The organism is Rossellomorea sp. DA94, from assembly GCF_029834455.1.
Lineage (GTDB): Bacteria > Bacillota > Bacilli > Bacillales > Bacillaceae_B > Rossellomorea > Rossellomorea vietnamensis.
This window is the reverse complement of record NZ_CP122397.1, coordinates 1,044,263-1,068,457: the sequence shown is the minus strand read 5'-3', so window position 1 is coordinate 1,068,457 and position 24,195 is coordinate 1,044,263. Positions and strand designations below refer to the sequence as shown.

The 24,195-nt window shown below is 44.6% G+C and carries 32 protein-coding genes; 2 read left to right on the top strand and 30 right to left on the bottom strand.

All coding sequences use genetic code 11. The features are described 5' to 3' along the window. Positions 1-59: 59 nt before the first annotated feature. The 29 genes from P8596_RS05735 to P8596_RS05595 all read right to left on the bottom strand — a co-directional run bounded on the left by P8596_RS05735 (position 60) and on the right by P8596_RS05595 (position 22,588). Positions 60-839: an ABC transporter permease gene (locus tag P8596_RS05735; protein ID WP_174523023.1), complete on the bottom strand. Its 780-nt coding sequence runs from the start codon at positions 837-839 to the stop codon at positions 60-62. Then, a complete protein-coding gene (locus P8596_RS05730; protein ID WP_224520837.1) occupies positions 829-1,797 on the bottom strand; it encodes an ATP-binding cassette domain-containing protein in 969 nt (322 codons plus the stop codon). Before P8596_RS05730 ends, P8596_RS05735 begins: the two co-directional genes overlap by 11 nt. 53 nt (positions 1,798-1,850) lie before the next feature. Further along, positions 1,851-2,759 (bottom strand): alpha/beta fold hydrolase, encoded by a 909-nt coding sequence (locus P8596_RS05725; RefSeq protein WP_224521141.1) that lies wholly within the window; start codon positions 2,757-2,759, stop codon positions 1,851-1,853. Next, positions 2,759-3,043, bottom strand: coding sequence for a DUF3784 domain-containing protein (locus P8596_RS05720; RefSeq protein ID WP_224520838.1), 285 nt, complete (start codon positions 3,041-3,043; stop codon positions 2,759-2,761). The genes P8596_RS05725 and P8596_RS05720 overlap by 1 nt, the downstream gene beginning before the upstream one ends. A gap of 116 nt (positions 3,044-3,159) precedes the next feature. Further along, positions 3,160-3,414 carry a hypothetical protein gene (locus P8596_RS05715; protein ID WP_224520839.1) on the bottom strand — a complete coding sequence of 85 codons (255 nt, stop codon included), beginning with the start codon at positions 3,412-3,414 and terminating at the stop codon, positions 3,160-3,162. Further along, a complete protein-coding gene (locus P8596_RS05710; RefSeq protein ID WP_224521142.1) occupies positions 3,411-4,226 on the bottom strand; it encodes a DUF817 domain-containing protein in 816 nt (271 codons plus the stop codon). Before P8596_RS05710 ends, P8596_RS05715 begins: the two co-directional genes overlap by 4 nt. A gap of 2 nt (positions 4,227-4,228) precedes the next feature. Continuing rightward, positions 4,229-4,450: a helix-turn-helix domain-containing protein gene (locus tag P8596_RS05705; RefSeq protein ID WP_034762209.1), complete on the bottom strand. Its 222-nt coding sequence runs from the start codon at positions 4,448-4,450 to the stop codon at positions 4,229-4,231. Between the two features lie 9 nt (positions 4,451-4,459). After that, positions 4,460-4,933, bottom strand: coding sequence for a DUF2975 domain-containing protein (locus P8596_RS05700; protein ID WP_224520840.1), 474 nt, complete (start codon positions 4,931-4,933; stop codon positions 4,460-4,462). A gap of 112 nt (positions 4,934-5,045) precedes the next feature. Next, a complete protein-coding gene (locus tag P8596_RS05695; protein WP_224520841.1) occupies positions 5,046-5,522 on the bottom strand; it encodes a GyrI-like domain-containing protein in 477 nt (158 codons plus the stop codon). Positions 5,523-5,720: 198 nt separating this feature from the next. After that, entirely contained in the window at positions 5,721-6,914 is a 1,194-nt protein-coding gene (locus P8596_RS05690) for an MFS transporter (protein WP_279726297.1), read from the bottom strand. 12 nt (positions 6,915-6,926) lie between these two features. After that, the gene (locus P8596_RS05685; RefSeq protein ID WP_224520843.1) at positions 6,927-7,346 is read right to left on the bottom strand and encodes a MarR family winged helix-turn-helix transcriptional regulator; all 420 of its coding nucleotides are present in this window, start codon (positions 7,344-7,346) and stop codon (positions 6,927-6,929) included. Between the two features lie 274 nt (positions 7,347-7,620). Further along, positions 7,621-8,451 (bottom strand): glycerophosphodiester phosphodiesterase, encoded by an 831-nt coding sequence (locus P8596_RS05680; RefSeq protein WP_224520844.1) that lies wholly within the window; start codon positions 8,449-8,451, stop codon positions 7,621-7,623. 184 nt (positions 8,452-8,635) lie between these two features. Beyond that, the gene (locus P8596_RS05675; protein WP_224520845.1) at positions 8,636-9,922 is read right to left on the bottom strand and encodes a histidine--tRNA ligase; all 1,287 of its coding nucleotides are present in this window, start codon (positions 9,920-9,922) and stop codon (positions 8,636-8,638) included. 236 nt (positions 9,923-10,158) lie between these two features. After that, a complete protein-coding gene (locus P8596_RS05670) occupies positions 10,159-10,719 on the bottom strand; it encodes a class I SAM-dependent methyltransferase (protein WP_224520846.1) in 561 nt (186 codons plus the stop codon). Between the two features lie 54 nt (positions 10,720-10,773). Next, positions 10,774-11,181 (bottom strand): DUF4181 domain-containing protein, encoded by a 408-nt coding sequence (locus tag P8596_RS05665; RefSeq protein ID WP_224520847.1) that lies wholly within the window; start codon positions 11,179-11,181, stop codon positions 10,774-10,776. Between the two features lie 85 nt (positions 11,182-11,266). Next, positions 11,267-11,863, bottom strand: coding sequence for a GNAT family N-acetyltransferase (locus P8596_RS05660; protein ID WP_224520848.1), 597 nt, complete (start codon positions 11,861-11,863; stop codon positions 11,267-11,269). A gap of 39 nt (positions 11,864-11,902) precedes the next feature. Then, entirely contained in the window at positions 11,903-12,469 is a 567-nt protein-coding gene (locus P8596_RS05655; protein ID WP_224520849.1) for a DEAD/DEAH box helicase family protein, read from the bottom strand. A gap of 87 nt (positions 12,470-12,556) precedes the next feature. Continuing rightward, on the bottom strand, positions 12,557-13,366 hold the full coding sequence (locus P8596_RS05650) for an MBL fold metallo-hydrolase (RefSeq protein WP_279726295.1): 810 nt from the start codon (positions 13,364-13,366) through the stop codon (positions 12,557-12,559). Between the two features lie 23 nt (positions 13,367-13,389). After that, positions 13,390-13,923: a DinB family protein gene (locus P8596_RS05645; RefSeq protein WP_397545329.1), complete on the bottom strand. Its 534-nt coding sequence runs from the start codon at positions 13,921-13,923 to the stop codon at positions 13,390-13,392. 17 nt (positions 13,924-13,940) lie between these two features. Next, positions 13,941-14,372: a cytidine deaminase gene (locus P8596_RS05640; protein WP_224520851.1), complete on the bottom strand. Its 432-nt coding sequence runs from the start codon at positions 14,370-14,372 to the stop codon at positions 13,941-13,943. Positions 14,373-14,388: 16 nt separating this feature from the next. Continuing rightward, positions 14,389-14,880 carry a kinase gene (locus P8596_RS05635; RefSeq protein WP_224520852.1) on the bottom strand — a complete coding sequence of 164 codons (492 nt, stop codon included), beginning with the start codon at positions 14,878-14,880 and terminating at the stop codon, positions 14,389-14,391. A 16-nt stretch (positions 14,881-14,896) separates the two neighbouring features. Next, positions 14,897-15,964, bottom strand: coding sequence for a DmpA family aminopeptidase (locus tag P8596_RS05630; RefSeq protein WP_224520853.1), 1,068 nt, complete (start codon positions 15,962-15,964; stop codon positions 14,897-14,899). A 12-nt stretch (positions 15,965-15,976) separates the two neighbouring features. After that, complete coding sequence (locus tag P8596_RS05625) at positions 15,977-16,399, bottom strand: DUF4181 domain-containing protein (RefSeq protein WP_224520854.1); 423 nt, start codon at positions 16,397-16,399, stop codon at positions 15,977-15,979. Between the two features lie 276 nt (positions 16,400-16,675). Continuing rightward, positions 16,676-17,929, bottom strand: coding sequence for an ATP-binding protein (locus tag P8596_RS05620; protein ID WP_224520855.1), 1,254 nt, complete (start codon positions 17,927-17,929; stop codon positions 16,676-16,678). Positions 17,930-18,019: 90 nt separating this feature from the next. Next, on the bottom strand, positions 18,020-18,643 hold the full coding sequence (locus P8596_RS05615) for a kinase (protein ID WP_224520856.1): 624 nt from the start codon (positions 18,641-18,643) through the stop codon (positions 18,020-18,022). 18 nt (positions 18,644-18,661) lie between these two features. Beyond that, on the bottom strand, positions 18,662-19,138 hold the full coding sequence (locus P8596_RS05610; RefSeq protein ID WP_224520857.1) for a hypothetical protein: 477 nt from the start codon (positions 19,136-19,138) through the stop codon (positions 18,662-18,664). 1 nt (position 19,139) lies between these two features. Beyond that, the gene (locus tag P8596_RS05605) at positions 19,140-19,649 is read right to left on the bottom strand and encodes a nucleoside deaminase (protein WP_224520858.1); all 510 of its coding nucleotides are present in this window, start codon (positions 19,647-19,649) and stop codon (positions 19,140-19,142) included. A gap of 158 nt (positions 19,650-19,807) precedes the next feature. Further along, the gene (locus P8596_RS05600; protein WP_224520859.1) at positions 19,808-21,772 is read right to left on the bottom strand and encodes a PhoX family protein; all 1,965 of its coding nucleotides are present in this window, start codon (positions 21,770-21,772) and stop codon (positions 19,808-19,810) included. Between the two features lie 147 nt (positions 21,773-21,919). After that, the gene (locus P8596_RS05595) at positions 21,920-22,588 is read right to left on the bottom strand and encodes an RNA polymerase sigma factor (protein WP_224520860.1); all 669 of its coding nucleotides are present in this window, start codon (positions 22,586-22,588) and stop codon (positions 21,920-21,922) included. Positions 22,589-22,670: 82 nt separating this feature from the next. Between P8596_RS05595 and P8596_RS05590 the strand changes: the two genes are divergently transcribed. After that, entirely contained in the window at positions 22,671-23,090 is a 420-nt protein-coding gene (locus tag P8596_RS05590; protein ID WP_224520861.1) for a VOC family protein, read from the top strand. 33 nt (positions 23,091-23,123) lie between these two features. Here P8596_RS05590 and P8596_RS05585 read toward each other — a convergent pair whose 3' ends face one another. Next, positions 23,124-23,813, bottom strand: coding sequence for a hypothetical protein (locus P8596_RS05585; RefSeq protein WP_224520862.1), 690 nt, complete (start codon positions 23,811-23,813; stop codon positions 23,124-23,126). A gap of 128 nt (positions 23,814-23,941) precedes the next feature. Here P8596_RS05585 and P8596_RS05580 point away from each other — a divergent pair, with 128 nt between their 5' ends. Then, on the top strand, positions 23,942-24,193 hold the full coding sequence (locus tag P8596_RS05580) for a hypothetical protein (protein ID WP_159361500.1): 252 nt from the start codon (positions 23,942-23,944) through the stop codon (positions 24,191-24,193). The last annotated feature ends 2 nt before the right edge of the window (positions 24,194-24,195 follow it).

Below are 24,195 nucleotides of genomic sequence, written 5' to 3'. Positions count from 1 at the left end.
TTATAAAACTGATAAAAAGAAGAATCCTTCCCCATTAGAGAAGAATTCCTTATACCACTCTATTTTCTTGAAACTGCACCTTTCGCAGAAACGGCGGCGAATGTAATCGTGATGGCACAGACAATCACGATGGCGATGACACCCTGCATCAAATCCCAAAATACCCAACCGTCTATGAGAGCGGTCCGCATGCTTTCAAACACATAGGTCGTCGGGTTGATCGTGGCGGCAATCTTTAACCACTGAGCCTCGATCAATTCAAGTGGAACAAAGGTCGTGCTTAAGAAAATGAGCGGGAAAAAGATGAATGTCCCCGCCTGGGCAGCCTGGGCATTTCTCGTCCGCAGGGCAATCCCGACGGAATACCCGGCAAAGGCAAGTCCCCAGCCAATCGCGATCAAGAGGACAAACAAAACCCCGGCAAATCCTGTTTTGACGTTCAGACCGAGTAAAAAGGCCATTCCAATGATAAGGAGCGTCTGGACGAGTAGCTGCAGCATTCCGGCAATGATCGGACCGAGGACGATGGCAAGGCGCGATGCCGGTGTCAAAAGCAGTCTTGAGAAAAAGCCGGTTTCAATATCCTTTACGATGCTCTGACCCGCTCCCCCTGCTCCACCGATGGCAGCCGATACAATCGATACGGGAAGAATGAAGGCCAGGTAATCGGCACCTTCAAAGGTCGGCAACTGGGATATACCGCTCAGTCCTCCCTCGTACACCAGAAGGAAGAAAGCAGAAATAATCAGATTAGGAATGAATGAAAACGGGTTTCGGATGGTGGTCTTGATGTTCCGGACCGTCATGAGCCAGGTGTCCTTGAATACATTATTCCCCACGGCTCTTCACCCCTTCCTTCGTCTCGCTCGTCAATTTCAGGAAGATATCATCCAGGGTAGGGGAAGACAATTGAATGTCGACAATCCCGATTTCCTCCGTGTCAAGGATTCGGACGACCTCGAGAAGCTGCCTCGTTCCCTCTTCTACATATACGAGGATCTTTTCTTGTTGAGCGAGAACATCGACTCCTTCCATTTGGGTACGAATCAGGTTCACACTGTGTTCGATCACATCACGATCTTTCAAGGTGATGGTAATGAGATCCTGCCCGATCTCAGCCTTCAAGTCCTTCGGAGATCCCATGGCGACGATTTCGCCTTTATTGATGATACCGATCCGGTCTGCAAGGGAATCGGCTTCCTCCAGATACTGCGTTGTGAGAAAAATTGTCGTGCCCTTCTCCTTGTTCAGACGGCGCAGCTCTTTCCAAATCGCTGCCCGGCTGGATGGATCAAGTCCCGTCGTCGGTTCATCCAAGAAAAGAATATTTGGTTCGTTGACCAGGGTGAGAGCAAGATCCAGCCTTCTTCTCATCCCCCCGGAATAACCGCCTATCCTTCGCTCAGATGCTTCTGATAAGTCCACAATTTCCAGAAGCTCCTGTGCCCGGCGTTTCCCTTCTTCTTTCCCGAAGCCGAAAATAAACGCCTGAAGCTCCACCATCTCGCGGCCGGTCAAATCTGGGTCTACCCCCGTCTCCTGAAGGGCGACGCCGATATGTCGGCGGACGTGTTCCGGCTCCCCGATGACATCGTATCCGGCCACCTCCACTTTTCCAGACGAAGCATTGATGAGGGTCGTCAAAATCTGGACCGTCGTTGATTTACCAGCACCATTGGGACCTAAGAAAGCGAAAAACTCCCCTTCCTCGACTCGGAAAGATACATCCTTCACTGCCTGCACATTTCCTTTTTTAAATGTTTTGGTTAGATTCTCCACTTCAATCCTGCCATTCATGAGCATCCCTCCGTTCTATCTATTTCTATTCGAGGAGTGGGTTGGTTTATCCTTTATCGGGTGTGTGCCGATGTGTTGGCATGCCTTGGGGACAGGCACCTTGGCTCATAAGAGTGAACCGGGGTGACTGTCCCTGTGAAACTCATGAATTCATGTGTTAATGCAACCATCTTTTCCGGTTGTTCGAGTATGGTCCAGTGTCCGCTTTCTTCTACTTCTTTCAGGATGACGTTATCCAAATGTATCAAAACATTTGCTTTCATATAGGCATAGGGTAATATATCATGTGATCCTTGAGCAATCATGATGGGGAGGGATCTTAGCACTGGCAAGGACGGTACCAGGTTGTATTGATGGTCAAGTTCTTGCCCAATATGTTTAAGGGCATCCTGGTTGTATGGGATCCTTGTTTTCTTTTTTAATGTGTCATTTGAATACACGTAATATGGGTCGAGGAGTTGTTCAAGCTTCCGGAATGAATCGACACCTAAGAGAGAGGAAAGGGAATAATAACCGAGCAGCATTTTCTTGTGAAATCCGAGTTTTCGAAAAAGGTTTTCTTTGAACTCCCGATAATCCTTAGAGGTTAAGCCTATGGCAGCGGTGAGAATCAGTTTATGGATGCGTTCCGGATGCTTCGCCGCATACGATAAGGCCAGGATGCTCCCCCAGGACTCGCCGAATAGCGTCATTTTCTCCAAGTTGAGAGCTTTTCTGATTTCTTCGAGATTGTTGACTTCATTGTCTATGGAATAGGAATGTCCTGCCTCTACTTCAGATCTTCCGCACCCCGTTTGATCATAAAAAATGATCTGAAAGCTTTCCCCTAAAGGCTCCATGTGAGGAAGGAAATAGTCAGAACTTCCGCCTGGTCCTCCATGAAGGAAAACAATCGACTCTCCCTCTCCTTTTTTAATGATAAAAACGTTCTTTCCATTAATCATGACATGCTTTTCTTCCATCAATCCATAAGCCTCCTATTAATGAATACATACACACCCGTTAAAAGAGTCAACATGACCACCACAAGAATGGTTCCCTCGTAGGGATAATCGATTAAGCTATTGATGATCAAGATCAATCCTAATGGAAGAAAAAAGAAAAGCCCCGTTACCGTTCCTAGCAAAGACTTATTTTTGATCATCTTTTCATTGAAGCCCGCAAGCAGCCAAGTTTGTTTTTTGACACCGACTAAATAAGAAACGAGGACAAGAGCAAGACCGATCACCAGCAAACCGTAGTCCATAGTGATTCCTCCCAATTTTTTATGTTAGTACATGTACGTTTCAGCTCTCGAAAGGTTCCATATTTTTACTAAAAAAAGCCCCATTGGCGTACCAAGGGACCTGTTACTATTATTGATTAAGGCATGGAGCTGACAGCAAAATAGATAAACACGGTTGCCACCATCAAAAACACCATCCAGCCATTTGAAATGGCGAGTCCCCTTCTGATCATCAACTCTTTTTCCAGCTTGATTTGAATCATAAACCCGATTGCTACGATGGCGATCCAAGCCAATATTCCATAGGGTGAGAATAAATATCCTGAATTCATGATCCACAGGATAAAGATGATGAAGTGGATCAATATGAATACGAAAGCCAGCTTCTTCAAACTGTTCCCTCCTGACCTTGCTGGGAATGTTTCGTTGGGATGTGGATTGCTCCCCCCTTACCTTTCACGCGTTTCAACGTTGCCACAATCAAAAAGCTCACAATGACGAGGAGAAGCCATGAGCTGACCTTCCCAAGATGGACAAGGCTCCAGGCTTCGGTCTGGTTCGGGTATTCCCAGGCACCGAAGAAGGTTGCGATGTTTTCAGCGATCCAGATGAAGAAGCCGATGAGGACAAATGATAGGGCGAGGGGCATATGGTAACGTGTCCCACCTACCTCATATTCGACCCACGTCTTCCAAAAGACGACGATGACAAGGCCCGAAAGCCACCAGCGGATGTCGATCCAATAATGGTGGGTGAAAAAATTCAGGTAGATCGCAGCGGCAAGGGCTACGACTGCCCAAAACGGCGGCCACCGGATCAGCTCCACCCTGAGCCTCCTCCACGCCTGGCACAGGTAACTTGCTACACTTGCATACATGAATCCACTATATAAAGGGACCCCGAACAGCTTGGAATAGCCTTCCCCGGGATAGGACCACGAGCCCATATGTACCTTGAACAGTTCAAGGGCAAGGCCGATCAGGTGGAATAGGGTGATGACCTTCAGTTCATCCCGGGTTTCGAGACCCGATTTCACCATTCCCCATTGCATGACAAGGCAGATCAGAAGCAGCCAGTCATACCTCGGCAGGAAGGGAAGCGGAATGATTTGAGTCAACGCCAAGGACGCAAAGATGACCACAGGAAACAAGCAGGACAGGGCCTGCTCCCAGCCGAAAAGAAGGAGTTTTTTGCCCGCTCTCATGATCATGACTCTGCTTCTTCATCCCGTTGATACTCAAGCAAATCTCCCGGCTGACAATCAAGTGCTTTGCAGATCGCGTCTAGCGTGGATAAACGAACCGCCTTTGCCTTCCCGTTTTTCAGGATTGAAAGGTTGGCCATCGTGATTCCCACTTTTTCCGAAAGCTCCGTCACACTCATTTTCCGTTTCGCAAGCATCACATCTATATTGATTATAATTGCCATAATTTCACCTCAGACTGTTAAATCATTTTCAGATTTGATTTCGATGGCATTGTAGAGAAGCTTCTGGAGAACTGCCGCGAATACCGCAATGACGGCTGATCCGAATACAAAGATTAGCCCGATCACGATAATCCCCGGCGCGTCATCCACCTCCGCCAGTACATAAAAGAGCGGCAATCCTGCTACATAGAAGAGACTGATGACGATGGCACACTTCTTGATCACCTTCAACGCCTTCACGGATGCCCCTGAGAAAGCGTTGTTCCGGTCAATCAACATCAATAACTTAAACGCCTGATACAACGCCGTGTAAAAAGGGATCGCCGATGCATACATGACAGCCAGCATTCCATAAACCACATAGGCAACCTTCGAACCCGCCGCTTCCATTGCGATCAGAGGTAATCCAATCAAGCATAAAGCGGCAATGGGAGCCCCGATAAGAAAAAGGGCAATTTTCAAAAAAAGTGTTTCCCGTTTCATTCATAGCACCTCACTTGATAATATAATATGAACTTACCATGTTATTTATTGTTTTACAATAAATTTTTATTACTTTTTAAGATATGTTTATTGATAAATAAAGAGCACCCCCTTATGCGCGGGGATGCTCACCAACCGGAATCCATATGTTCATTTCATATTCATCGCAATCTTCTTTTCCAAACAAATGCCCGTCCACCACTTCAATCTCGGGCATTCCTTTTTCAATGAGATATCCTTCCCGGTCAAAGACCTCCCACAGCTTGTGGTAGGTTGCAGGAATGTTCCTGGCGGGGCCTTTATGGTTGAATACGACGTATTTCTGTTTGGGGAAAAGGTGTACCGTCAAGTCCTTTCCCATTCTTCGGAAAGCTACAGAATCCATCTCCATCCCACAGGTGTAATAGTAGTCATCGCTTCTTGGGGGAAGGCAAACCCCAACTATCTGATCTACCTGATCCGTTGTGATGAATTCCCTCGCTTTCTCCCATAGGCCAGGTATCGGATATGCAAAATCTTCGCCCCAGCTCCCCGGAGCACTGTATCCGACCACAACAAAAGATTCCTTCACCACTTCTTTAAACTTCATTCCTCTCCCACCTCTCATCTCACCTGCACTCTACTAATATAGTTGAAATTCCAGACACCCTCCTGTCCATTCTTGCTCGTGATAGACAGGTGAGGGACGGACCTTTATGGGCGGGAAATCAATAGAGTAAATAGACTTTTTGGAGGTCCGTCCCTCAAAAAAAGAGTCCGGCCATGGCCGGACTCCTTTAAGTGAATCTTATTCATGCGCAAGTACTGTGCGCGATTGTTTTCTTTCCTGGAAGTAGTAGAGTACGAGTGTTGCGGCAACCAGGATTCCCATAATCATGTACAGCGAACGGTAGCCGGTCAAGGGAATCAGGAAGCCAAGTACATAGGGTCCGAATCCAAGGCCAGCATCAAGGGAAATATAATAAGTGGATGTTGCAAGACCCACGCGCTCAGGAGGAACTGCCTTCACGGCAATCGCCTGTGTGACGGATTGCATATTACCGAATCCCAGTCCGATCAGAACTCCCGAAAGAAGCAGAATCATTGTATTACCAGCCGCACTTAATAGGAACAAGCCCGCCGCGAACAGGACAAACGCCGGCAGCATGACGGACTTGGCCCCTTTTGCATCCATCAGTCTACCTGTGAATAGACGCGATACGAGGATCGCAACGGCATAGACGACAAAGAACACGCTCGCTGCTTCTACAAGGTCGATGTCGATGGCATAAAAATTAATGAACGACAGGACACTTGAATAAGCAAGGGAAACAAACAGCACGACAAGCGCGATAGGAAGTGCCTTTGGCTCGATGAAGCTTGACAGGCTCAGGCGCTCTTTCTCCGCTTTTTTCCCTGCCGGTTTCTTGACAACCGGAATTTTCACAAACAGTGTAATGAGGTAGCTGATGACCCCAAGGGCAAGACAGAAGGCAAAGATCGCCTGAAAGCTTGCATGCTGACTTAAGAAAAGACCGAAAAATGGCCCAACAGCGGTTGCGAGTGTGATACTCATACTGTAGTAACCGATTCCTTCCCCTTTCCGGCTCCCAGGGATGATTTCCGCTACGATGGTACCGGTAGCCGTACTGACCATTCCGAGTGCCACCCCGTGAAGAAAACGGGTAAGCAGCAAGAAACTGATGCCACCCTCCACGAAATACAGGCATGAGGTGGCAATGAAAGCAATCATGCCGACAAACAGCATTTTCTTATTTCCGATCGTCGTGATCATCCGACCAAGGAATAGACGTCCGATCAAGGTCCCGATGATGAAGATCCCGGTCACAAGTCCCGCCTGACTTTCCGATGCACCGAATTGATCCACGGCATAGACCGCCATGGTAACAAGCAATAAATAAAAGATTAAATAGATGAAAAAGTTGGCGATGGACATGAGCGTGAAGTCCTTCGTCCATAGCTTTGACTGTGTCTGACTCATCTGTAAAACTCCTTACCTGTTCAAATTCTCTTTGATTTTTTTCATCATTTCCATCATCTCCAGCTGTTTCTCTTCGCTGATTCCTTCCATGATGGACTGTTCAAAACGGTCGATGGTTTTGCGGGCATTCTCATACACTTCGATCCCCGCCTCCGTCAGTTGCATCCGCTTTTCCCGGCGATCCTTCCCGGGAATACGCTCGATATAGCCCGCTTCCTCCAACTGATGAACCGTCCTCGTAATCGTCGGCTTCTCCACACTCTGATAGTTTGAAATCTCCACATTGGAAGCAGGTCCATTATGGTAAAGATTATATAAAATCGTCCACTGAGCCCTATGCAGACCGTGTTCATTCAGCTGAACGTTCAATTGATTCTCAAATGGTCTGTAGAGCCTGATCAGCTCCTGAAAAAACTGTTGCTCCGATTTCATTTGGTGGATCCTCCTTTTTGTATAGTTATCTTAGGTAATTGTTATCTTGGGTAACTATTATATAGTAACAGATGATTGTAGGGTTGTCGAGAAAAGGGAATGCGGAGATTTAACTGGGTGGATTTCTTTTAATTGATGCTGTTTGTCAAAACTTTCTTTGTAGTAAATGGCTGGTGCGATACCACCCTGAGGAAATTTTTTCATTCGCTATAGAGATTTTAAATAGAATAATAGAAAAAAGAAGCAGCTTCTGCTACTCCTTTTTATCAACCTATTAATTTCTAGGATCCACGTAATCCGGATAATCCGTAATAATTGCATCCACGTCCATGTCGAATAAAAAATCTGCCGCTTCATGACTCCTCACTGTCCACGACCCGATTTGCATATCAAGGGAGTGAACATCTTCTACTACTTGTTCTGTGACGATACCATAGCTTGGATTGAACCATTCTGCATACTCAGAGATTTCTTTTAATGCTTCAGATGTCGCTTGCGACTGACTCCAGGCTAAAACTCCAACTGGGACTTTTGGAAGGAGTTGATCCATCTTTTTCATAGAATCAAAATTAAACGATTGAAGAATGATTTTTTCATTTTGCGGTGTATCGAGGTGACGTTCCTTTAATGCATCAGCTACTTGTTCCTCTATACCAGGATAAAGCTCAGGAGACTTCATTTCGATTAAGATCCCCACTTTTCCATGATAGCGATCCAGGACCTCTTCAAATGTCGGGATCTCTTCTCCTGCAAATTGTTCGCCTTTCCAACTGCCTGCATCAAGACTCTTCATTTCCTCGAGTGTCAGATCCCCTACTTTTCCCGATCCATCGGTTGTGCGATCCACTGATGTGTCATGGATGACAACCAATTCACCATCTTTGCTTCGTTGAACATCGATTTCGATATAATCCGCCTTCATATCCACTGCCAGATCATAGCTTGCGATCGTATTTTCAGGTGCATAAGCTGCCGCCCCGCGGTGTGCAATATTCTCTACCTGCTTTTCCTCACCTGCTGATTGCTCTTCTGCAAACGCCTGGCTAAACGGACTCAATAACAATGAAACCGCAATTCCTGTACCAACTAACAACTTTTTGTTCATGTTCTTCATCTCCTATTCCTAATATGTATTCGACTACATTTTAGGGAAGGGATGTTAAGTGGGTATGTAGTTCGGTACCCATCTTAATAAAGGTTGTGTGAAGAAATTTCGATCTATTTCCTTAGGGATTTTTACAAAAAAGGAAAAAGTACTGTGATGTAGTATTATTTGCTTATCATACAGCCTACTTCAAAGCATTCATCTCCCATACTTTCTCCTCTCCGGTTTCCATATCCTTCACCTTAAACTGATTCTTCCGGACCTCCTCTTCTCCTATAACAATCACATTCCGTACCCCTTCTTTATTTGCTTTCTCCAAGAGTTTTCCTAATTTCCGGCTGCTCATCTCAACTTCGACAATATAGCCTTTTTTCCTTAAATCATTTGCCGCCCGTAAAGCTTCCTTCCCGGTACCAAGTGGAATGACGTAATAGTCAACGGTGGCACTTTTCTTCCCATTTTGCTTAGTCGTCATGATCGCTGCATATATGACATCCAATCCAAAGGAGATACCGACGGTCGAGACATTTTCACCTGTTCCCAATAGACCACCGATAGCATTGTCATACCGTCCTCCGCTACCGATGCTTGATGTGATGGACCCATCCGTTAAGAATATTTCATAAATGGTTCCCGTGTAGATTTCCAGACCTCTTGCCAAAAAGGGATTAAACACGCATTGTTCGTTGATTTCCAGGAAGTCAAGATAGGAAGTCAGTTCCTTTAATTCATCCAATCCTTCCCTGATTTGGCCGTTTTGATTGGCGTATGACTCGAAATAGCCCAATCGGCTATTGTCACTGTCTGTTAAAAATTGTTGGATCAAACGGCTAGTGTTGTCCGCAATGGACAGGTCAGAGAGTTCTGAGATGACCGAATCGACACCAATCTTTTCGAGTTTGTCGAGGATCAAAACTGCTTGATTGATTCGATCCGCTTCCACACCGAACACTTCAAGCATCCCTGTCAGCAGTTTCCGGTTATTATATTGAATGGTCACCTTCATATCGAGCTTTCCGAACGCATCCACGGCCATCATCATCAGCTCCGCTTCCGCCACCTGTGATTTGACGCCCACAATATCCACGTCACACTGAGTGAATTCCCGAAACCTTCCCGCCTTGATAGGTCCGTCCCTGAATACTTTTCCGATTTCATAGCGCTTGAACGGCATGGGGATGGTCGGGTTCATGGCCGCCACTTTGGCGAAGGGAATCGTCAGGTCATATCTCAGGGCTAAGTCTCTTTCTCCCCTGTCCGTTAAGGTGTACATCTCTTCCAGGATCTCAGCCCCTCCTGCATATTTCGAGGCGAGTAATTCTGTGTAATTCAGGATCGGGGTCTCGAGGGGTTTGCAGCCGTATTGGATAAAAACGTCCTCCAGCGTCCTCCTGACTTCCCTTCTGATCACTTCCGCCTCCGGTAAATAATCCTGCGTCCCTTTGACATTTTGATAATCCATTTTCTTCATCTTCATCTTTCTTCTCCTCCTTTTTTGTATAAAAAAAGAACCACACTTGATAAGCGAATAACTTAATCAAATGCGGTTCTATGGGAAATAACCTTCCTATGTGCGATTGTTAAAAATCGGATAGCAAGGTTACTCGATATGATGATGGAATTGTGTGAATGAGCGTTGCTTGTTGATGAAAGTCATTTTTATCCACCTCTTATTTTGATATACATTATCACATAAGAAATGTGATTTCAATACTTAATAGCGTCAAGGATGAGAGAAGGGGCAGCTATACGTTCCCCCTGATTTCTAGGATCGTACTTCTTGGAGCGGAAGATGACCCCGTCAGATCCATCCCATTCATGTTGATGAAAATGACCTTTCTCGTCAAAATATTCAAGGAGTCTCACTTCGAATCCAGCCTCTTCAAATAGTGCCGTTAACAATTTATAGTCATAAACAATCTTATGACTGGCTGCAGGATGATCGTCCGGGCCAGGACCTCCTATCTGCACAATACTTTGATAGGTTTCATCAGGAAAACATCCATCCGGCACAGCACATCGAATATACCCAGACGGCTTAAGGTACTTCATGCATATCTTTGCTGCCTGTAACCCTTCTCCGTATGTAAGGTGTTCCCATACATGCTCAGCCAATATTGCGGATATCGAATTTTCTTCGAACATGTTCTGCCACGTCGTTTCATCCAGTAAGTTCAGATCTTCTTCCTGGGTATGCAACCACCCGGGATTATTACGATATTCTCCTGCGCCGATTACGACTTTGAGTTCTGTTTGGACATGATTCATTTTGGTTACCTCACTTTAGTGATTTTCCATTTTATTTCTAAAAATATTTCCTACTTAAAACAACCAGTAATTTGTCGAGAAAACAGCAATAAACAAAATAGTATGAAATCCTGTTTCCATTATCGTATAAGTATATTCTCTATTCTCACTCATCCATTTCTTCTCCATATAGGATTTCCATAATAACCTGCAGATGAAAAAGAAGGCTAAGATTAAAGATGGTTGTAAAAATCTGCTTTCAAAGCTAGTACTAACAACCACTATCAGCCCGGCTATCATTACCACCACTGTTAAATTCCCTATTAGCTTATCTCCTTTTTCATGCTGTTCATTAACCATCTCGTGAGAAGAGAACTTCCTCTTTTTTAAGCCAAGGTATCTGCTAATCACACGGTGGAACAAGAAAACGAGAATGAAATAGATGGCAATGATAATAAATAATTTCAGAATAAAACCCAACATTCTCATCTCCTTTCTTTTGCTTACATACAACAAACTCCCTATCCGAAAGACTCAAAACCAAATCCCTTTTAAAAGCCTTTTCAGTTCAATACTTCAAATCCCTCAAATCAAATCCTTCCTTAATTGAAGGCCACTCCTCATCAATGATCGAATACAGAACGGCATTTCTGACATAGCCACCTGACAGGATCCTTTCTTTTCTCAGGACTCCCTCTTTCACGGCACCTAACCGTTCAATCGCCTTCTGGGAACGGTGGTTTCGTTCATCTGTTTTAAGCTGAACCCGCAACATCCCCAGTTTTTCAAAACAATAACGAAGAATGAGATACTTACAGCTGGAATTCACAAAAGACCTCTGATAATCTTTGCTGTACCACGTAGAACCGAGTTCACACGATCTTTGTGAAAGGTTGATTTCGAACAACCTGGTAGACCCTATGATTCTATTTTGTTCTTTTAACACAACAGCAAAAGGTAAGGCCGTTTGTTGCTCCCGTAGCCGGATGGCGGCTGTTACCCATTGTTCCATTTGTTCAAGGGTTGTAATACCGCTTAACATGAAACGCCATATCTCCGGATCGTTTGCTTCAAGGAGAGCAGCTGAATGGTGAACCTCCAAGGGTATCAATTTAATTTTCTCGTTTTCTAATGACGGTGGGGAATGAAAGATATTGTTTTTCATATGTCCTCCTATTTTTGCATTCAATTTGAGGTCCGTCCCTCACTTTCGCTCGAGTTGAAACTCTTCTATTATCTTCTCGGCAACTTCTTCGAGGCTCATATCCGTATTGTTGATCTTGATATACTTCTCTCTTTCTATTTCCCCTTCGACCGAATTCAGGCGATATGTATCCAAGGAAGCAAGCAAACGCTTTTCGGAGTCTTCAATATTTCGCTTCGACGGCTTATGCTGCAGTCGGTTCGGTGTGATGTTCCGTTTGAGTCGTACTTCTAAATCCGTTTCCAGCTCCACGAAGCAGACTTCTGCCCCGTTGGATTCAAAAATGTCTGTGACCTTCTCGACCCACTTCCAGTCCTTCTCCTCGTTGAATGCCCACATAAAAGTAAAGATCATCCCGTATTGATCTGTTTTGGAGTAGGATTCAAAAATTTCCACTCTCAGCTTGTTGCAGATTCTCCACATTTCTTCCGAGAAACCGAAGAAAGGCTGTAGCAATTCGATGGTCATATGATTGTGGAATAGTTTCAGTTCTGTTCTTTTTTCTAGTTCTTGTCCTACCGTCATTTTGCCGACTGCCTGGGGGCCGAAAAGTAAGATGAGTTTCATTGGAGTGTCCCCTTTTTGGAAATTTGCTAGTAAATTGCTTGATTTTACTCTTTATTAAAGGATCAGCTTTTTTATTTACAAGATTTGTTAATGGTCTTTTCCATCCTCTTTTCTAGCCAACTTTATGTTTTCAAAATGAATACTCTTCATTCCGTCAAAAAAAGAATATTGCTCGCGACAATGGATTTCGAGCTTTTCTCCATCCTGTAAAAGATGATTGATATAGTAGGTTGATTCCTTGAGTCTCTTCATGATCTCATCTGGATCATTTGTTACAGAGCCATGCCCAGGTACATGTACCTGGATATAGTGATTTTCTAGAATCGTTGCTGCCTTTTTCATCGTGTTCTTATAATCTATGTAACTGCTGAAAATGAACGGAAACTCTACATCGGATAGATAGTCACCTGATAAAAAGATACCTAATGGTTCAACGACCGTGAAAAGACCGTCGTGGGTGTGCCCGGGTGATTTGTAAAAACGTAAGGAAAGTGAGCCGAGTTCGAGTCTTTCTCCATCGCGGGATATGGCGTGATCCACTGATGGGTAATGTGGGCAGTAGTCCCTTTTGATATAATACCGCTGGTCAAACTCATTGACCTTCTGCATGATTTCTTCTTTGTGTTCATGAGCTTTCAGTTCTTCTGAAGCAATCACCTTTGCTTCAGGAAATGCCCCGGAACCGATGATATGGTCGAAATCACTGTGCGTGTAGATGATGTAAAGCTGCTTATCACCTAATTCTCTATCCACATACTCCCGAATGGCCTGGACTTCATGGGGCAGCCAATTGGGGTCGGTCATAATCATGACATCATCCGTTTGAATGATGGCTGAGGTGGTTTGATATAGTGAACTTTGAAAAACCGTTAGATTGTCGTTTTTGAAGTGGATCATGGGTAGCCTCCTTCGATAGAATGTTAGTCGTTCTTCAACCGCTTCTTGATCATCCTGATTTGTCCCCGATGGTTCAGTTCATCTTCAAACACGTGGAACCATTTGAAGTGGTTATTGGCAGGAGAATCCCAGCCATAGGGGGTAACCTGTTCTAACCATTCGTCGCTAGATTCAGAAAAGAAATCCAGTGTTTCCGTCCTCGTACTGTCAAGTAAATGCTCATAAAAGGCTAAGTCGTTCCCCTTGATTTCTTGCTTAGCATCTTCGCCAAGAACAATGCCAATGCTTAAACCTTCCCACTCCTCGTCGGTCAAATCCCGGTCTTCAAATGTCATGATTTGAAATGCTTTTTCAAGGCTTGCCAAGTGATACAGAAGCATGCCGATTGAATTGCTTTTCTCATCGAAATGGTAATCAAGTTCTTCCTGTGACAGCCCTTTGATTTCCTCCCATGTGGTATGTCTCGTGTAATCCATCATGGAAACCAGTTTTCCGATTTCTGGAGTAAATCCTTTTTTCTCTTTTATAAAAAGTAATTCCTGTTCCTTGGTTTTCATAGGTTCCTCCTTGTATTTCATTCCACATCACTCGAATACTTCTCCGGCAACAATTCCAACACATTACACTTCACCAATTCTCCCCCATATGAAAGGATCACATCGGTATGTTTCCCATAATCGCTTATCAATTCCCGACACATCCCACAAGGTGCGACGACCCAGCATTTCTCGATGTCTTCGTGTGGATGGGGATGGGCTACTGCAACAATCGTTTCAAATTCGTGGTCTCCTTCAGAGATGGATTTCCCAAGGGCCATCGCTTCGCCGCATACAGTGATCCTGCCGACGTTTGCTTCGACGTGGACAGCTGCATAGACCTTGCCGGATGTTGCTCTGACGGCTGAACCGATGTGATGCCGACCGTACCGATAATTCGTTTCTATGACTCTTTCTGCTTCTTTGATCAGTTCATAGTCTCTTTCTTCTAATGGTTTAACGTTTAACATGTTGCACTTCCTTTTTTCATATTTGTTCTAAAATCATTTCCACTATCTCATCCTGCGTCATTTCATCCGTCAATTGTACTTCTCCATCCACACGGAGGTAGTCCTCTGCATTCCACCAGGCACGTAAAGAATCCTCCCCGAATTCTGTCCTTTTTGAACGGGCGTTATGTCGGCGGACGGTTTCTTGAAACGATAAATCGTAGTAGTAGGTATGGGCTTTTCCGTTATAAAATTGGATCAACTGCCGAAGCACATCCCCGTAGCGTTGTTCAGTGAAGATTCCTTCCACTATGACGTATTCACATTTCCCTCTGCCGTATTCTGTGATCTGCCTGATCAGTTCCATGGATAGGTTGCCGTCCCGGTCCTGTACCTTTAACATGTCGCGGCGGACGACATCTTGGGAAACAAGGAGCGTCCCCTTTCCAAAATGTTCTTGAAGACGTTTGGCGGTCGTTGTCTTTCCGCTGCCGGAATTTCCTCGTATGATAATCAATGTTGATTCCATAGTTCCTCCCAGATGGTTATAGTTCAATATTGTATTTTTCCAGTAAATCTTTTAATGCCGGTCTTTCATTTCCATCCCTGCCCACCACGTGCGTTGCCGTAATCAATGAGTTTAATACTGCTTCTTCCGTTGCTTCTCCGATGGCGCGGAATGCAAGATCGATTTCTTCTTCATGAATCATCGGGACAGACATAAATTGAGACGTTTGGTCATGGGGGATCTTCGTTGCCGTCGAGAATCCAATGACCACTTCCCCGCTCCCGGTTGTGATGATGGAGCCTGTACGGGATAATCCTGTGATCGTCCGCTTGATGATTCGGTTGAGCTGTCTTTCGGACACGGGGAGGTCCGTCCCTGCAATGATGATGATCGAGCCTTTGTCCTGTTCTTCCCGGGATTGGAGGATTCTTTTCTTCAGTTCTTCTCCGACGGCCCTTCCGTTTATGGTCAGGTCGCTTAGTATCCCGAAGTTCGTTAAGACGAGGACACCCATTGTGTAGGTCCCGTGGTCCATTTTCATGATTCGTGAAGCCGTCCCGATTCCGCCTTTCAGGGAATAACAGAGCATGCCGGTTCCGGCTCCGACCGTCCCCTCTTCAACGAATGACGAGGTATTTTCCAGCGCCTGCCGGACATGGTCTTTCGTGATGAACCTTGCTCTGATATCATTTAACAACATGTCATTGCACTCACACACCACAGGATTGACGGTCCCCGTTGTTCTGCCGATCTCAGGATTTTGTTCGAGCATGTAATCGAAGAGGGCATCAGCGGCTGTACCGATGCTCAATGTGTTCGTTAAGAGAATGGGAGTTTCCAATGTTCCTAGTTCATTGATCTGGATCGTTCCCATCGTTTTGCCGAATCCGTTGATGACATGGGTGGAGGCGATGAGCTTCTCTTTGAATAGGTTTCCCTGGTGAGGCAGGATCGCCGTGACGCCCGTTTGCCTATCCTTTTCACTAAGGGTGACATGACCGACCGTTACGCCTTCAACATCAGCAAGAGAATTGTTGGGACCCGTTTCTAACTTTCCTATATTCACTTCGTAGTCCCGGATTCTTTTTTGTGCAGGATTGTTCATCATGGCCTCCCATTAGGTGAATATTCCGAAAAATTCGGTTGTGAAGAATACTAGTAACGTGATGGATAAATAGGCTAGCTGTGAAAGGGTGAATTTATAATCATTGGGATTCTCTGAATGTTTCTTTTCAAAGATGGCCCTGACTGTTTCCGATACCAGGCAAAAACCGAATACCATTATATACGGTTGCAAGTACCATACTCTTCCTTCTTGATCCAGATTGAAAGCATGATAGATGCCTCCAATGACAATGAGGATCAAAAATGTGATTCGAATCATCCAATCCCATTTTTTATGATAATCATTCACATGGTTATACGAGAACCTCTTCTTTCTTTTGACGTTCAGTATTTTCCTCATTCCTGCATTAAATAGGAAGATGGACAAAGCGTAGATTGATAAGAATAGGAAACTCTTTACTAAAAAATGATCCAACTAATCGTTCTCCTCCTAGGTAGTCAGTTACATACCAATTATTCCAAAATATTCATATAAACTCAATCCTTTCTTGGTAAAGACATTCCCTGCCCGGTAATCATGCAAGATCTTAAAAAATCGTGCGGGTTCTGGATTTTTCATGCGGGACTGAAGATAATCGTGCGAGACTGGATTTAATCATGCCGGTTTCGATTGGAATCGAGCAGCTACGTCGAATTTTTTGTGGGAGCCATAGAAAAAACGACTTTGACCAATAAAGGTCTAAGCCGTTTTTCACGTTTCAACACGGGGAAATTCGATAACAAACTCCGTACCGACCCCTTCTTCACTTTCCACGGTGATGCGCCCTTTGAAGGAACGGATGATTTGAAAGCTGACCATTATCCCGAGACCGGTACCCTTTTCTTTGAGAGAATAATAGGGAGAGCCGAGGCGGTCGACTTGTTTCGTGTTCATGCCGATTCCCTGGTCTTTGATGGTGATCCTGATATGTCCGGCATCGGATGAGTGACAGGCGATCCAGACGGTTCCACCATCCGGCATGGATTCCACGGCATTTTTCAGGATATTGATCAGGGACTGGTTCAGCTTCTGAGGGTTTGCTTTAATCCAACAGTCATCCGCTATATCGGATTTGAACTCCACCTGCTGGTTTATGCTGAATGTTTGAATGAGCGTGGTTACACGCTTTAACTGTTCACCGACATTGATGGTCCCAAATGTATTCATGGAAGGCTTGCCGAATGCCAGGAAGTCGTTGATGATTTCATTGGCCCGGTCCAATTCTTCAATGGACACCTTGATATACTCTTTTTTATGATGAGGCAGGTCTGGCTCATCAAGGAGCTGAAGAAAGCCCCGGGTCACCTGCATGGGGTTTCGGATTTCATGGGCAAACACACTGGTCAGCTCACTGATCATCCTGAATTTCTCCGCATCCTGGACCTCTAGCCTCAGCTGATGGGTCTCGCGGATCTTTTCAATCAATACCGTACAGAAACAGGTAACCGCCACTGTAAAAAGAAGATGGATACCCTGTACTTTCAAAACGGGGATTGAGATTCCATTCATTAGACTGAACACCGTCATGCCACAGAGGCAATATAGGAAAGATAATCCCGCTGCAATCATCACTCTTCGATCCTTTTTCTCCCGCATAAACATTCGTTGAACGTATAAAATGACAGGCAGGGTGATGACAAGAACAAGGATTGTCGTATAGAGTCCAATGGTAATTCCCGAGGTCATGCGATAGAAGATAATCAGGGCGGACAGCAATAACCCCGGCCACATCCCGAGGTATAATGTCCCAAGAAGGAGCGGAATAAATCGTAAATCGAGGCGGTCTCCACCCAAATATTCCACCGGGAATGACATACATAACACGATGGACACTCCCCACAATAGGGCTACGAACATCTTGATTGTGCGGTCATTCTTTACTTTTTCCAGAATAAAGGTGAAATAACTGAATATCGGTATGATCATGAGGGTGAGCTGCAGCAGGAAATCTTTCACTATACTCATCTGGGCACCATTCGCCTTCTGTTTATATATGGTTCTATTTTAACAAAAAACAGATGAAGATAGAGAATATTTCAACAATTTACGACATTTTCAGATTCTTTCAATATAGTCTGCCTGTCCGGCCGGATTTTCGTGAAGAAGATAATGATCCTCTGCCAGCCAGTATCTTCTCCTATACTTTTCGACCCTGGCCTGCTCATCCCCTAGATAGGTGTCCCGCCCGATGACTCTTTCGGTTCTGAGTTCGGTGGGACAGTCCAAAAAAATCACAAAGTCGAAGAAATCACGCCATTCCTTCCGCTGGAGGAAGACGCCTTCAATCAGGACCACCCTTACCCCGTCAAGGTGGATGGGTTTCGATACGACTGAGTCCGAACTGGATTCATAGAAAGGTAACGTGATAGAGTTACAGCCCCCATGTAACCTTTGGAAAAGTTCTTTCCTGAGCTGTTCAATATTCCACTGAAGGGCGTAATATTCATACCATTCCTCGTTCCCTGTTCCATACCGTTCGCTCCTTTTCACAATGTAGTCGTCCATATGCAAGATGACCGCGTCACACTTTGCGAGCATGAATTCTTGTTTCACGTTTCGTGCGAGGGTCGTCTTCCCCGATCCACCCAAACCATCGATCCCGACGATGAAGGGACGGTTGATCGAAGGGCGTCTTGAATATTGTGCAAATAATGTTCGGATCACTTGATCAATGGCCATGTCCTTTTTCCTCCATCATTACTTGGGGTCATACACCTTCCCTACATACACGTCATGTTTCCCCAAGATTTCTTCTTCAAACTTCTCACACCACTTCTTCACTTCCTCGAGATCATGTGTTTCGAAAACCTTTTGATCCCAGGGCATTATGGTCGGCCGGTCTTTGTCTGCACGGTACTCATCGAAGAATATGTAATAAGGTTCTTTGTCTTTAGTGAAGCCGGAATACTTTCTGATTTCGTCCCATTCTTCTTGATGTACATCCTTGTAGCGATCTACCTTGCACAAGATCTGTCCGGGATGCAGGAATGAATGACGCTCTGAGATATCCCACAATGGTTGATCTGCTTCACGGAATACCTCTTCGTCTTCGTCTTCCATTACGACATAGCTGTAAATTTCGTAACGTTTTTCCTGCAGTGGTTCCGGCTTTGATGCTTTCTTCATTAAAAAGATGATCAATACTACTATGATGCCAATGATAAAATAAACCATTTCATCCTCCCTTTTTGAATGTTTTCCTCAAGTTCACCACATGATTGGGGCTCTCCTCCCACTGTCTCATGAGTTCGAGCTGCTTCGACTTTAAATCGGCATACGGTTCTTCCAGTACATCGACTTCGTTAAGTTTTCGTTCAAAGATGCCGGCAGCGTTCACTTTTTTATATCCGCCAAATCCTTCCCCATCATTGAGCAGCCACACCACTTTCCTGATTTTAGCGAAAAGGATCCCGCCTGTGCACATGAGACACGGTTCCACAGTAGTGTAGATCGTTAATGGCTCACCTTCTATTTTCGCTTTGAAAATGGACGAACCTGCATTTCGGATCGCGTCCATTTCTGCATGGGCCGTTGCATCCTGATGAGAATGGACACGGTTTCTCCCTGTGGAGATGATGTTCTGATTTTCATCCACAATGATAGCCCCTACCGGATATGTTTGATTGTTTAATGCTTTTTCGGCTTCTTCAAGCGCCAATTCCAGAAAGAATCGATCGTTGCGCATTTTCCCCCTCCTTATCCATCACTCATATACCAATTATTTCAAACCAAGATGAATAACTCAATAATTAACTCAAAGGCTATTTTTTTCATAAAAAAGAGGACTGCCCCCTTCACGCTAATGCTTTAACGTGTCGGTGACAGACCTATTTTCATCTTAGTTTATTCTTCTGAATCGTGATCTTCACGATCTTCCTTTTTGTTATCGTGATGGCCTTTATGGTGGTGTTCACCATTTGTATTCACACCAGGGATACCGGAAATATAGCCGACTCCGCCCGTTTCCATGATGCCTAGCGTATCTTTCATCGCTTGTTCCAATTCGTTTTTATCGACTGCTGTGATTTCCTTCTCATCAAGATCCGCCCCTGGATGTTGATAATTGCTTAGGACATAATTTGAATCTTTCATGGAATCCACCGCTCGTAATCCCGTTGCTTCTGCTCCGACCGGAACTGAAAGGATTCTGGAAAGCTTTTTCGTTTTCACATCATAGGCCCACACGAAGTTGTTCGTGTGCATATCGCTGTCTTCCCCTATGAAGAGGGTATTCAGATCTTCTGAAAAGCTCAGGTTGTCTGGGTTTGCTACTAATTCCGGGTTTGCCGTATTTCCAAGCGCATCCGGAGAAGAGAGGTCCTCTCCTAAAACGAATCCGTTCATGCTTCCTGGAACATAGTCACTGTCGATCTTCTCATCGTCACGATCTGCTTGACCTTCTTGAAGATTCAATTCATATGTGACACCCGATTCAATCTTCGGAAGTTGAATGTCGTCCTGAACGGCTCCATCCTGCTTTTCCATGCTTCCTTCTTGATAAGAGATGGCCATATACGCTTTATGGTCTTCCGCGTTGACAGCAAGACCCTCCATTTTGTTGAACTCTGAAGTCGCTCCAAGGATGGCACCGTAACGGCGAGGTTCTAAGAATGCTGCCGCTTTTTCTTTCCCTGGTTTCACTTTTAGATATTCCACTGAATCATGAGAGTTCGTCTCAACAGCCGTAAATCCTTCTGTTGGTTCTTCCGTTGTTTCAAAAATATCGCTGAATGTCACTCCACCGTCGATTATGTCTTTGATTTCTTTGTCTGTGCCGTGCCCAAGCTTGATCCAGTTTAAATCTCCAGATCCGCCTTTCTCTGTACCGGTTTGGTTGAACTTAGCCGCATATAGAGTTCCTGCTGAGAAATCTTTTGCTTTATCGGCTACATACATGAACATCATCGTATTGCCACCGTCGTCACCGAAAATCGCCGTTTTGTTATCAGGAAGGACTTGCATCATTTCATGAGAGAAGCGCCCAGTGCTGTAATGCTTTACGACAGAAGGCTTTCCGTCATGTGAAACACTGATTTCGGGGATCCATCCGTAATTGTAAGGATTTGCTTTGGATTCATCATGGAAGTAATAGTTGGCAAAGTTGCTTACTTCTTTATACGCATCGGAATCTTTGTTTTGAAATTCTCGTGCATCCGGCTCATATTCCTCTGAACCAAGGTGTGTGCCCCAATCCGTTGTGGATCCGTTACATGGATTCCATAGCCCATTGACACTTGAGAAATCAATCTTATGGGCTTCTTTCACTGAAAGCTTGCCCGTTTTTTTATCATGGTCAAGTTCAGATAGGGTCATGGACGCAGGAAGACCGGAAATCTCCTCGCCGGCATTATTTTGAGAATCGTATTCAAAGTGGGAAACCATGAACGATCTGTTCCCTTTCTTCAAAAAGCTGTTGGAATCCGGAGCGTCCGAGATGAAATAAGAGGGATTCGATGGAACGCTCTCGTCCATGATCGGATCTCCGTTCACGTCGATCGGTGTACCTGCTGGAATCATTTCCCCTTTATTGTCGACGATTTTATCTTTCGACAGATAGAGTTGATCATAGTTAAGAGGCAGTTCTTTCACTGACCCATCTTTATAGGTCACTTTAACGGTTGCTGTTGTATACGTTTTTACCATGTTTTTAATATTTTCAGGAGCTTTCATGGAAGAGAATTCAACACTCTCGATTTTCTTGTGTGAATCTTTCTTTTTACCGTGACCTTCATGGTCGTGAGCCATTGCTGTTAAGGATGAAGATGCGAGTAACGCCATCGATAATCCGATTGATAGTCTTTTTTTCATCTGTAATACCTCCTCAAGTATTTGCTACTATTCTAGTAAAACATGAGATGATTAAGTCAGTATGAATACAAGAGGGGGAAATTAAAGTCTATGTAAATATTTGTTTACGTTACGATATCAATTCATACGTATAAGGTCATGGGTCCATTAGAGGGTTGATGAAGTAGTGGTAAGAGTGGAAGCAACCTCCAGAATATTCCCGTCAGGGTCGATGATATGAAAGACAGCACCTCCTTTAAATCTCTTCACCTTATAATGGCGCGTTTCCAACAGGCGATAGTATTGAAAAATCCGGGACGGGTTCGACTGCTTGATTGCGATTGAGAGTCCCTGGATCAATTGGGGATGGAAGAATTCAGGAACAGGCAGATCTTCCGGAGCGTCATTCAGTTTTTTTCTGGAACGATGAAGAGCTGTCTTGATGGACTCGTCACCGACCCTGAGCATTGCGGCGATTTCCTTAGTCTTATAGTTAAATACATCTTTCAGGGTGAGGAGCATCGCCTGTTGCAGGGGGAGTGCAGCAAGAAGGATCTCAATCAAAGCGTCGAATTCGGTAGGATCGCTTACTTTCCGAATGTCTTCATGAGTAGAAGGAAACTCCTTCTTCTTTCTTTTTTCATCAATGAAAAGGTTTTTGGCCACTTGGTATAGAAAAGAGAAAGTGAACTCCCGACCCGGATCGAACTTTTTCAATCGATAGATTTTCAATAATGTTTCCTGTACAAGATCTTCTGCCTGCCAGGGTGAGCCTGATAGTTTTAAGCAATATCGGTACAGTTTGTTGACCGTTTGTTCCAGCTCATCAAAAATCATTCCAGTCACCTCACATTTTTTGTAACTTTTTCTTCATTATATTCGTTATACATAGGAATTTCATTTATAAGGAGACGATACGATGTTTAAAATTGGAAGTGTGTTTGTCCCTGTCACGAATCTCGAGAAATCATCTGCCTGGTATGAAGAGCATTTAGGGGTGAAGAAAATTGATTCCTGGGAAGGGGGGGCCGGTTTTTACCTCCCAAATGGTTCCACCCAATTTGGGTTGATTGAAGTAGAAACCCCGCAGCCGACGGAGTTTGTCATTAAAGGAAAGCAGAAGAACAGCTATTTCAATTTTGTTGTCAATGATGTGGATGCGATTCATGAAGAATTGAACGGCAAAGGTGTGGTCACAACGGATATTGATGACTTTGGAGGAATGCGTTTTTTTGATTTCCTTGATCCGGACGGAAATCCATTTAGCGTGGTGAACGAGGTGGAAGGATCTCCATTTCACTCGGATCATGTGAAAAAGCTTCAGGAAATGAATCGGTGAAGAAAGAAAGGTGACCGGAACCCGGTCACCTTTTCATTCTGATTCAACGGTCCTTTCGAGTGCGTCGAATGGCTCTTTCTCTTTGGATGTGACCGTATAGACGGTCTTTCCTTCCTGCCACTTCACGACGGTTTCAGGATGTTTCTTGAATCCGTTGATCGTGATCACGCCTTTGTCATCGGGCGCAGGTAAGTAATTCTTTTCTAAATAGTCCACGACTTTCTTCGCCAAGTCCTCTGCCCCTTCATATCCATCAATTTTGTATTGAGGATCTGTCGGGAAATCGACTTTGATCAGCCAGCGACCTTCATTCCAATATAGATACTCGTGACCGGCAGCACCTTCCTGGAGTCCTTTGATTCCATGACCCAGATCGATGTTTGTATGATCGACCTTCTCATATCCTTCAATTTGAGCCGCTGCTTCTTCAGATGAATCATAGTCTTGCTGTTGAATATCCTCGTTTTCACTACTAGTATCATTATCCGTTGCGCTACTCTTATCTCCGTCATCTTCCTCGTTACCACCATCAGCGTTCCTATCCTCACCGGAATTGTCCTCTGAAGTGGTTTTTTCGTTGTTATCCGTGGATGTGTCCGTTTGATTTTCGTCCACCGTCTGATTGGTTTCGTCCTGATCGGATGCAGTCCCGTCTCCGCTGCAGGCTGATAAAAGAAATGCACTGCCTAGAAGGAGGGCTGCAGTATTTATTTTGATCGACATTTCTGCACCACCTTTTAACGTATGTATACCACATAAGAATAGAAATATTCAAGAATTGTTGGTAATGGAGTTATCGATTGGAAGAAGAAGGGTATGGTCAAGGGTAAGCAAAATGAGGTGAAGAAACTATGAGAATGACGAAGGTGGATCTGATGACCTGTTTACTATCCAGGGATCAGCATTCTTTCAAGAGGTTTTATCAGGATTATGAAAGGTTTATGTTCCGGACAGGCTATCGGGTGACGGGATGCAGGACGGAGACGGCACAGTTGATCCTGATGATCGTGAAAAATATCTGGGACCAACCCACTGTCATTTCCAGATCACCGGATCGCCACTTATCCGTTATTTTGCAGAAATTGATGGTAGATCATAAGTAAGA

Excerpts from the sequence above, each read along its gene's own strand:
- P8596_RS05705 (WP_034762209.1), bottom strand. The coding sequence starts at position 4,450 with ATGGCAATTATAATCAATATAGATGTGATGCTTGCGAAACGGAAAATG.
- P8596_RS05725 (WP_224521141.1), bottom strand. The coding sequence starts at position 2,759 with ATGGAAGAAAAGCATGTCATGATTAATGGAAAGAACGTTTTTATCATT.
- P8596_RS05595 (WP_224520860.1), bottom strand. The coding sequence starts at position 22,588 with ATGATTTTTGATGAGCTGGAACAAACGGTCAACAAACTGTACCGATAT.
- P8596_RS05690 (WP_279726297.1), bottom strand. The coding sequence starts at position 6,914 with ATGAGTCAGACACAGTCAAAGCTATGGACGAAGGACTTCACGCTCATG.
- P8596_RS05655 (WP_224520849.1), bottom strand. The coding sequence starts at position 12,469 with ATGAAACTCATCTTACTTTTCGGCCCCCAGGCAGTCGGCAAAATGACG.
- P8596_RS05670 (WP_224520846.1), bottom strand. The coding sequence starts at position 10,719 with ATGAATCATGTCCAAACAGAACTCAAAGTCGTAATCGGCGCAGGAGAA.
- P8596_RS05665 (WP_224520847.1), bottom strand. The coding sequence starts at position 11,181 with ATGTTGGGTTTTATTCTGAAATTATTTATTATCATTGCCATCTATTTC.
- P8596_RS05580 (WP_159361500.1), top strand. The coding sequence starts at position 23,942 with ATGAGAATGACGAAGGTGGATCTGATGACCTGTTTACTATCCAGGGAT.
- P8596_RS05660 (WP_224520848.1), bottom strand. The coding sequence starts at position 11,863 with ATGAAAAACAATATCTTTCATTCCCCACCGTCATTAGAAAACGAGAAA.
- P8596_RS05635 (WP_224520852.1), bottom strand. The coding sequence starts at position 14,880 with ATGGAATCAACATTGATTATCATACGAGGAAATTCCGGCAGCGGAAAG.
- P8596_RS05615 (WP_224520856.1), bottom strand. The coding sequence starts at position 18,643 with ATGGCCATTGATCAAGTGATCCGAACATTATTTGCACAATATTCAAGA.
- P8596_RS05675 (WP_224520845.1), bottom strand. The coding sequence starts at position 9,922 with ATGAAGAAAATGGATTATCAAAATGTCAAAGGGACGCAGGATTATTTA.
- P8596_RS05610 (WP_224520857.1), bottom strand. The coding sequence starts at position 19,138 with ATGGTTTATTTTATCATTGGCATCATAGTAGTATTGATCATCTTTTTA.
- P8596_RS05680 (WP_224520844.1), bottom strand. The coding sequence starts at position 8,451 with ATGAACAAAAAGTTGTTAGTTGGTACAGGAATTGCGGTTTCATTGTTA.
- P8596_RS05700 (WP_224520840.1), bottom strand. The coding sequence starts at position 4,933 with ATGAAACGGGAAACACTTTTTTTGAAAATTGCCCTTTTTCTTATCGGG.
- P8596_RS05630 (WP_224520853.1), bottom strand. The coding sequence starts at position 15,964 with ATGAACAATCCTGCACAAAAAAGAATCCGGGACTACGAAGTGAATATA.
- P8596_RS05695 (WP_224520841.1), bottom strand. The coding sequence starts at position 5,522 with ATGAAGTTTAAAGAAGTGGTGAAGGAATCTTTTGTTGTGGTCGGATAC.
- P8596_RS05590 (WP_224520861.1), top strand. The coding sequence starts at position 22,671 with ATGTTTAAAATTGGAAGTGTGTTTGTCCCTGTCACGAATCTCGAGAAA.
- P8596_RS05640 (WP_224520851.1), bottom strand. The coding sequence starts at position 14,372 with ATGTTAAACGTTAAACCATTAGAAGAAAGAGACTATGAACTGATCAAA.
- P8596_RS05720 (WP_224520838.1), bottom strand. The coding sequence starts at position 3,043 with ATGGACTACGGTTTGCTGGTGATCGGTCTTGCTCTTGTCCTCGTTTCT.
- P8596_RS05730 (WP_224520837.1), bottom strand. The coding sequence starts at position 1,797 with ATGAATGGCAGGATTGAAGTGGAGAATCTAACCAAAACATTTAAAAAA.
- P8596_RS05710 (WP_224521142.1), bottom strand. The coding sequence starts at position 4,226 with ATGAGAGCGGGCAAAAAACTCCTTCTTTTCGGCTGGGAGCAGGCCCTG.
- P8596_RS05620 (WP_224520855.1), bottom strand. The coding sequence starts at position 17,929 with ATGAGTATAGTGAAAGATTTCCTGCTGCAGCTCACCCTCATGATCATA.
- P8596_RS05605 (WP_224520858.1), bottom strand. The coding sequence starts at position 19,649 with ATGCGCAACGATCGATTCTTTCTGGAATTGGCGCTTGAAGAAGCCGAA.
- P8596_RS05650 (WP_279726295.1), bottom strand. The coding sequence starts at position 13,366 with ATGATCCACTTCAAAAACGACAATCTAACGGTTTTTCAAAGTTCACTA.
- P8596_RS05585 (WP_224520862.1), bottom strand. The coding sequence starts at position 23,813 with ATGTCGATCAAAATAAATACTGCAGCCCTCCTTCTAGGCAGTGCATTT.
- P8596_RS05600 (WP_224520859.1), bottom strand. The coding sequence starts at position 21,772 with ATGAAAAAAAGACTATCAATCGGATTATCGATGGCGTTACTCGCATCT.
- P8596_RS05685 (WP_224520843.1), bottom strand. The coding sequence starts at position 7,346 with ATGAAATCGGAGCAACAGTTTTTTCAGGAGCTGATCAGGCTCTACAGA.
- P8596_RS05645 (WP_397545329.1), bottom strand. The coding sequence starts at position 13,923 with ATGAAAACCAAGGAACAGGAATTACTTTTTATAAAAGAGAAAAAAGGA.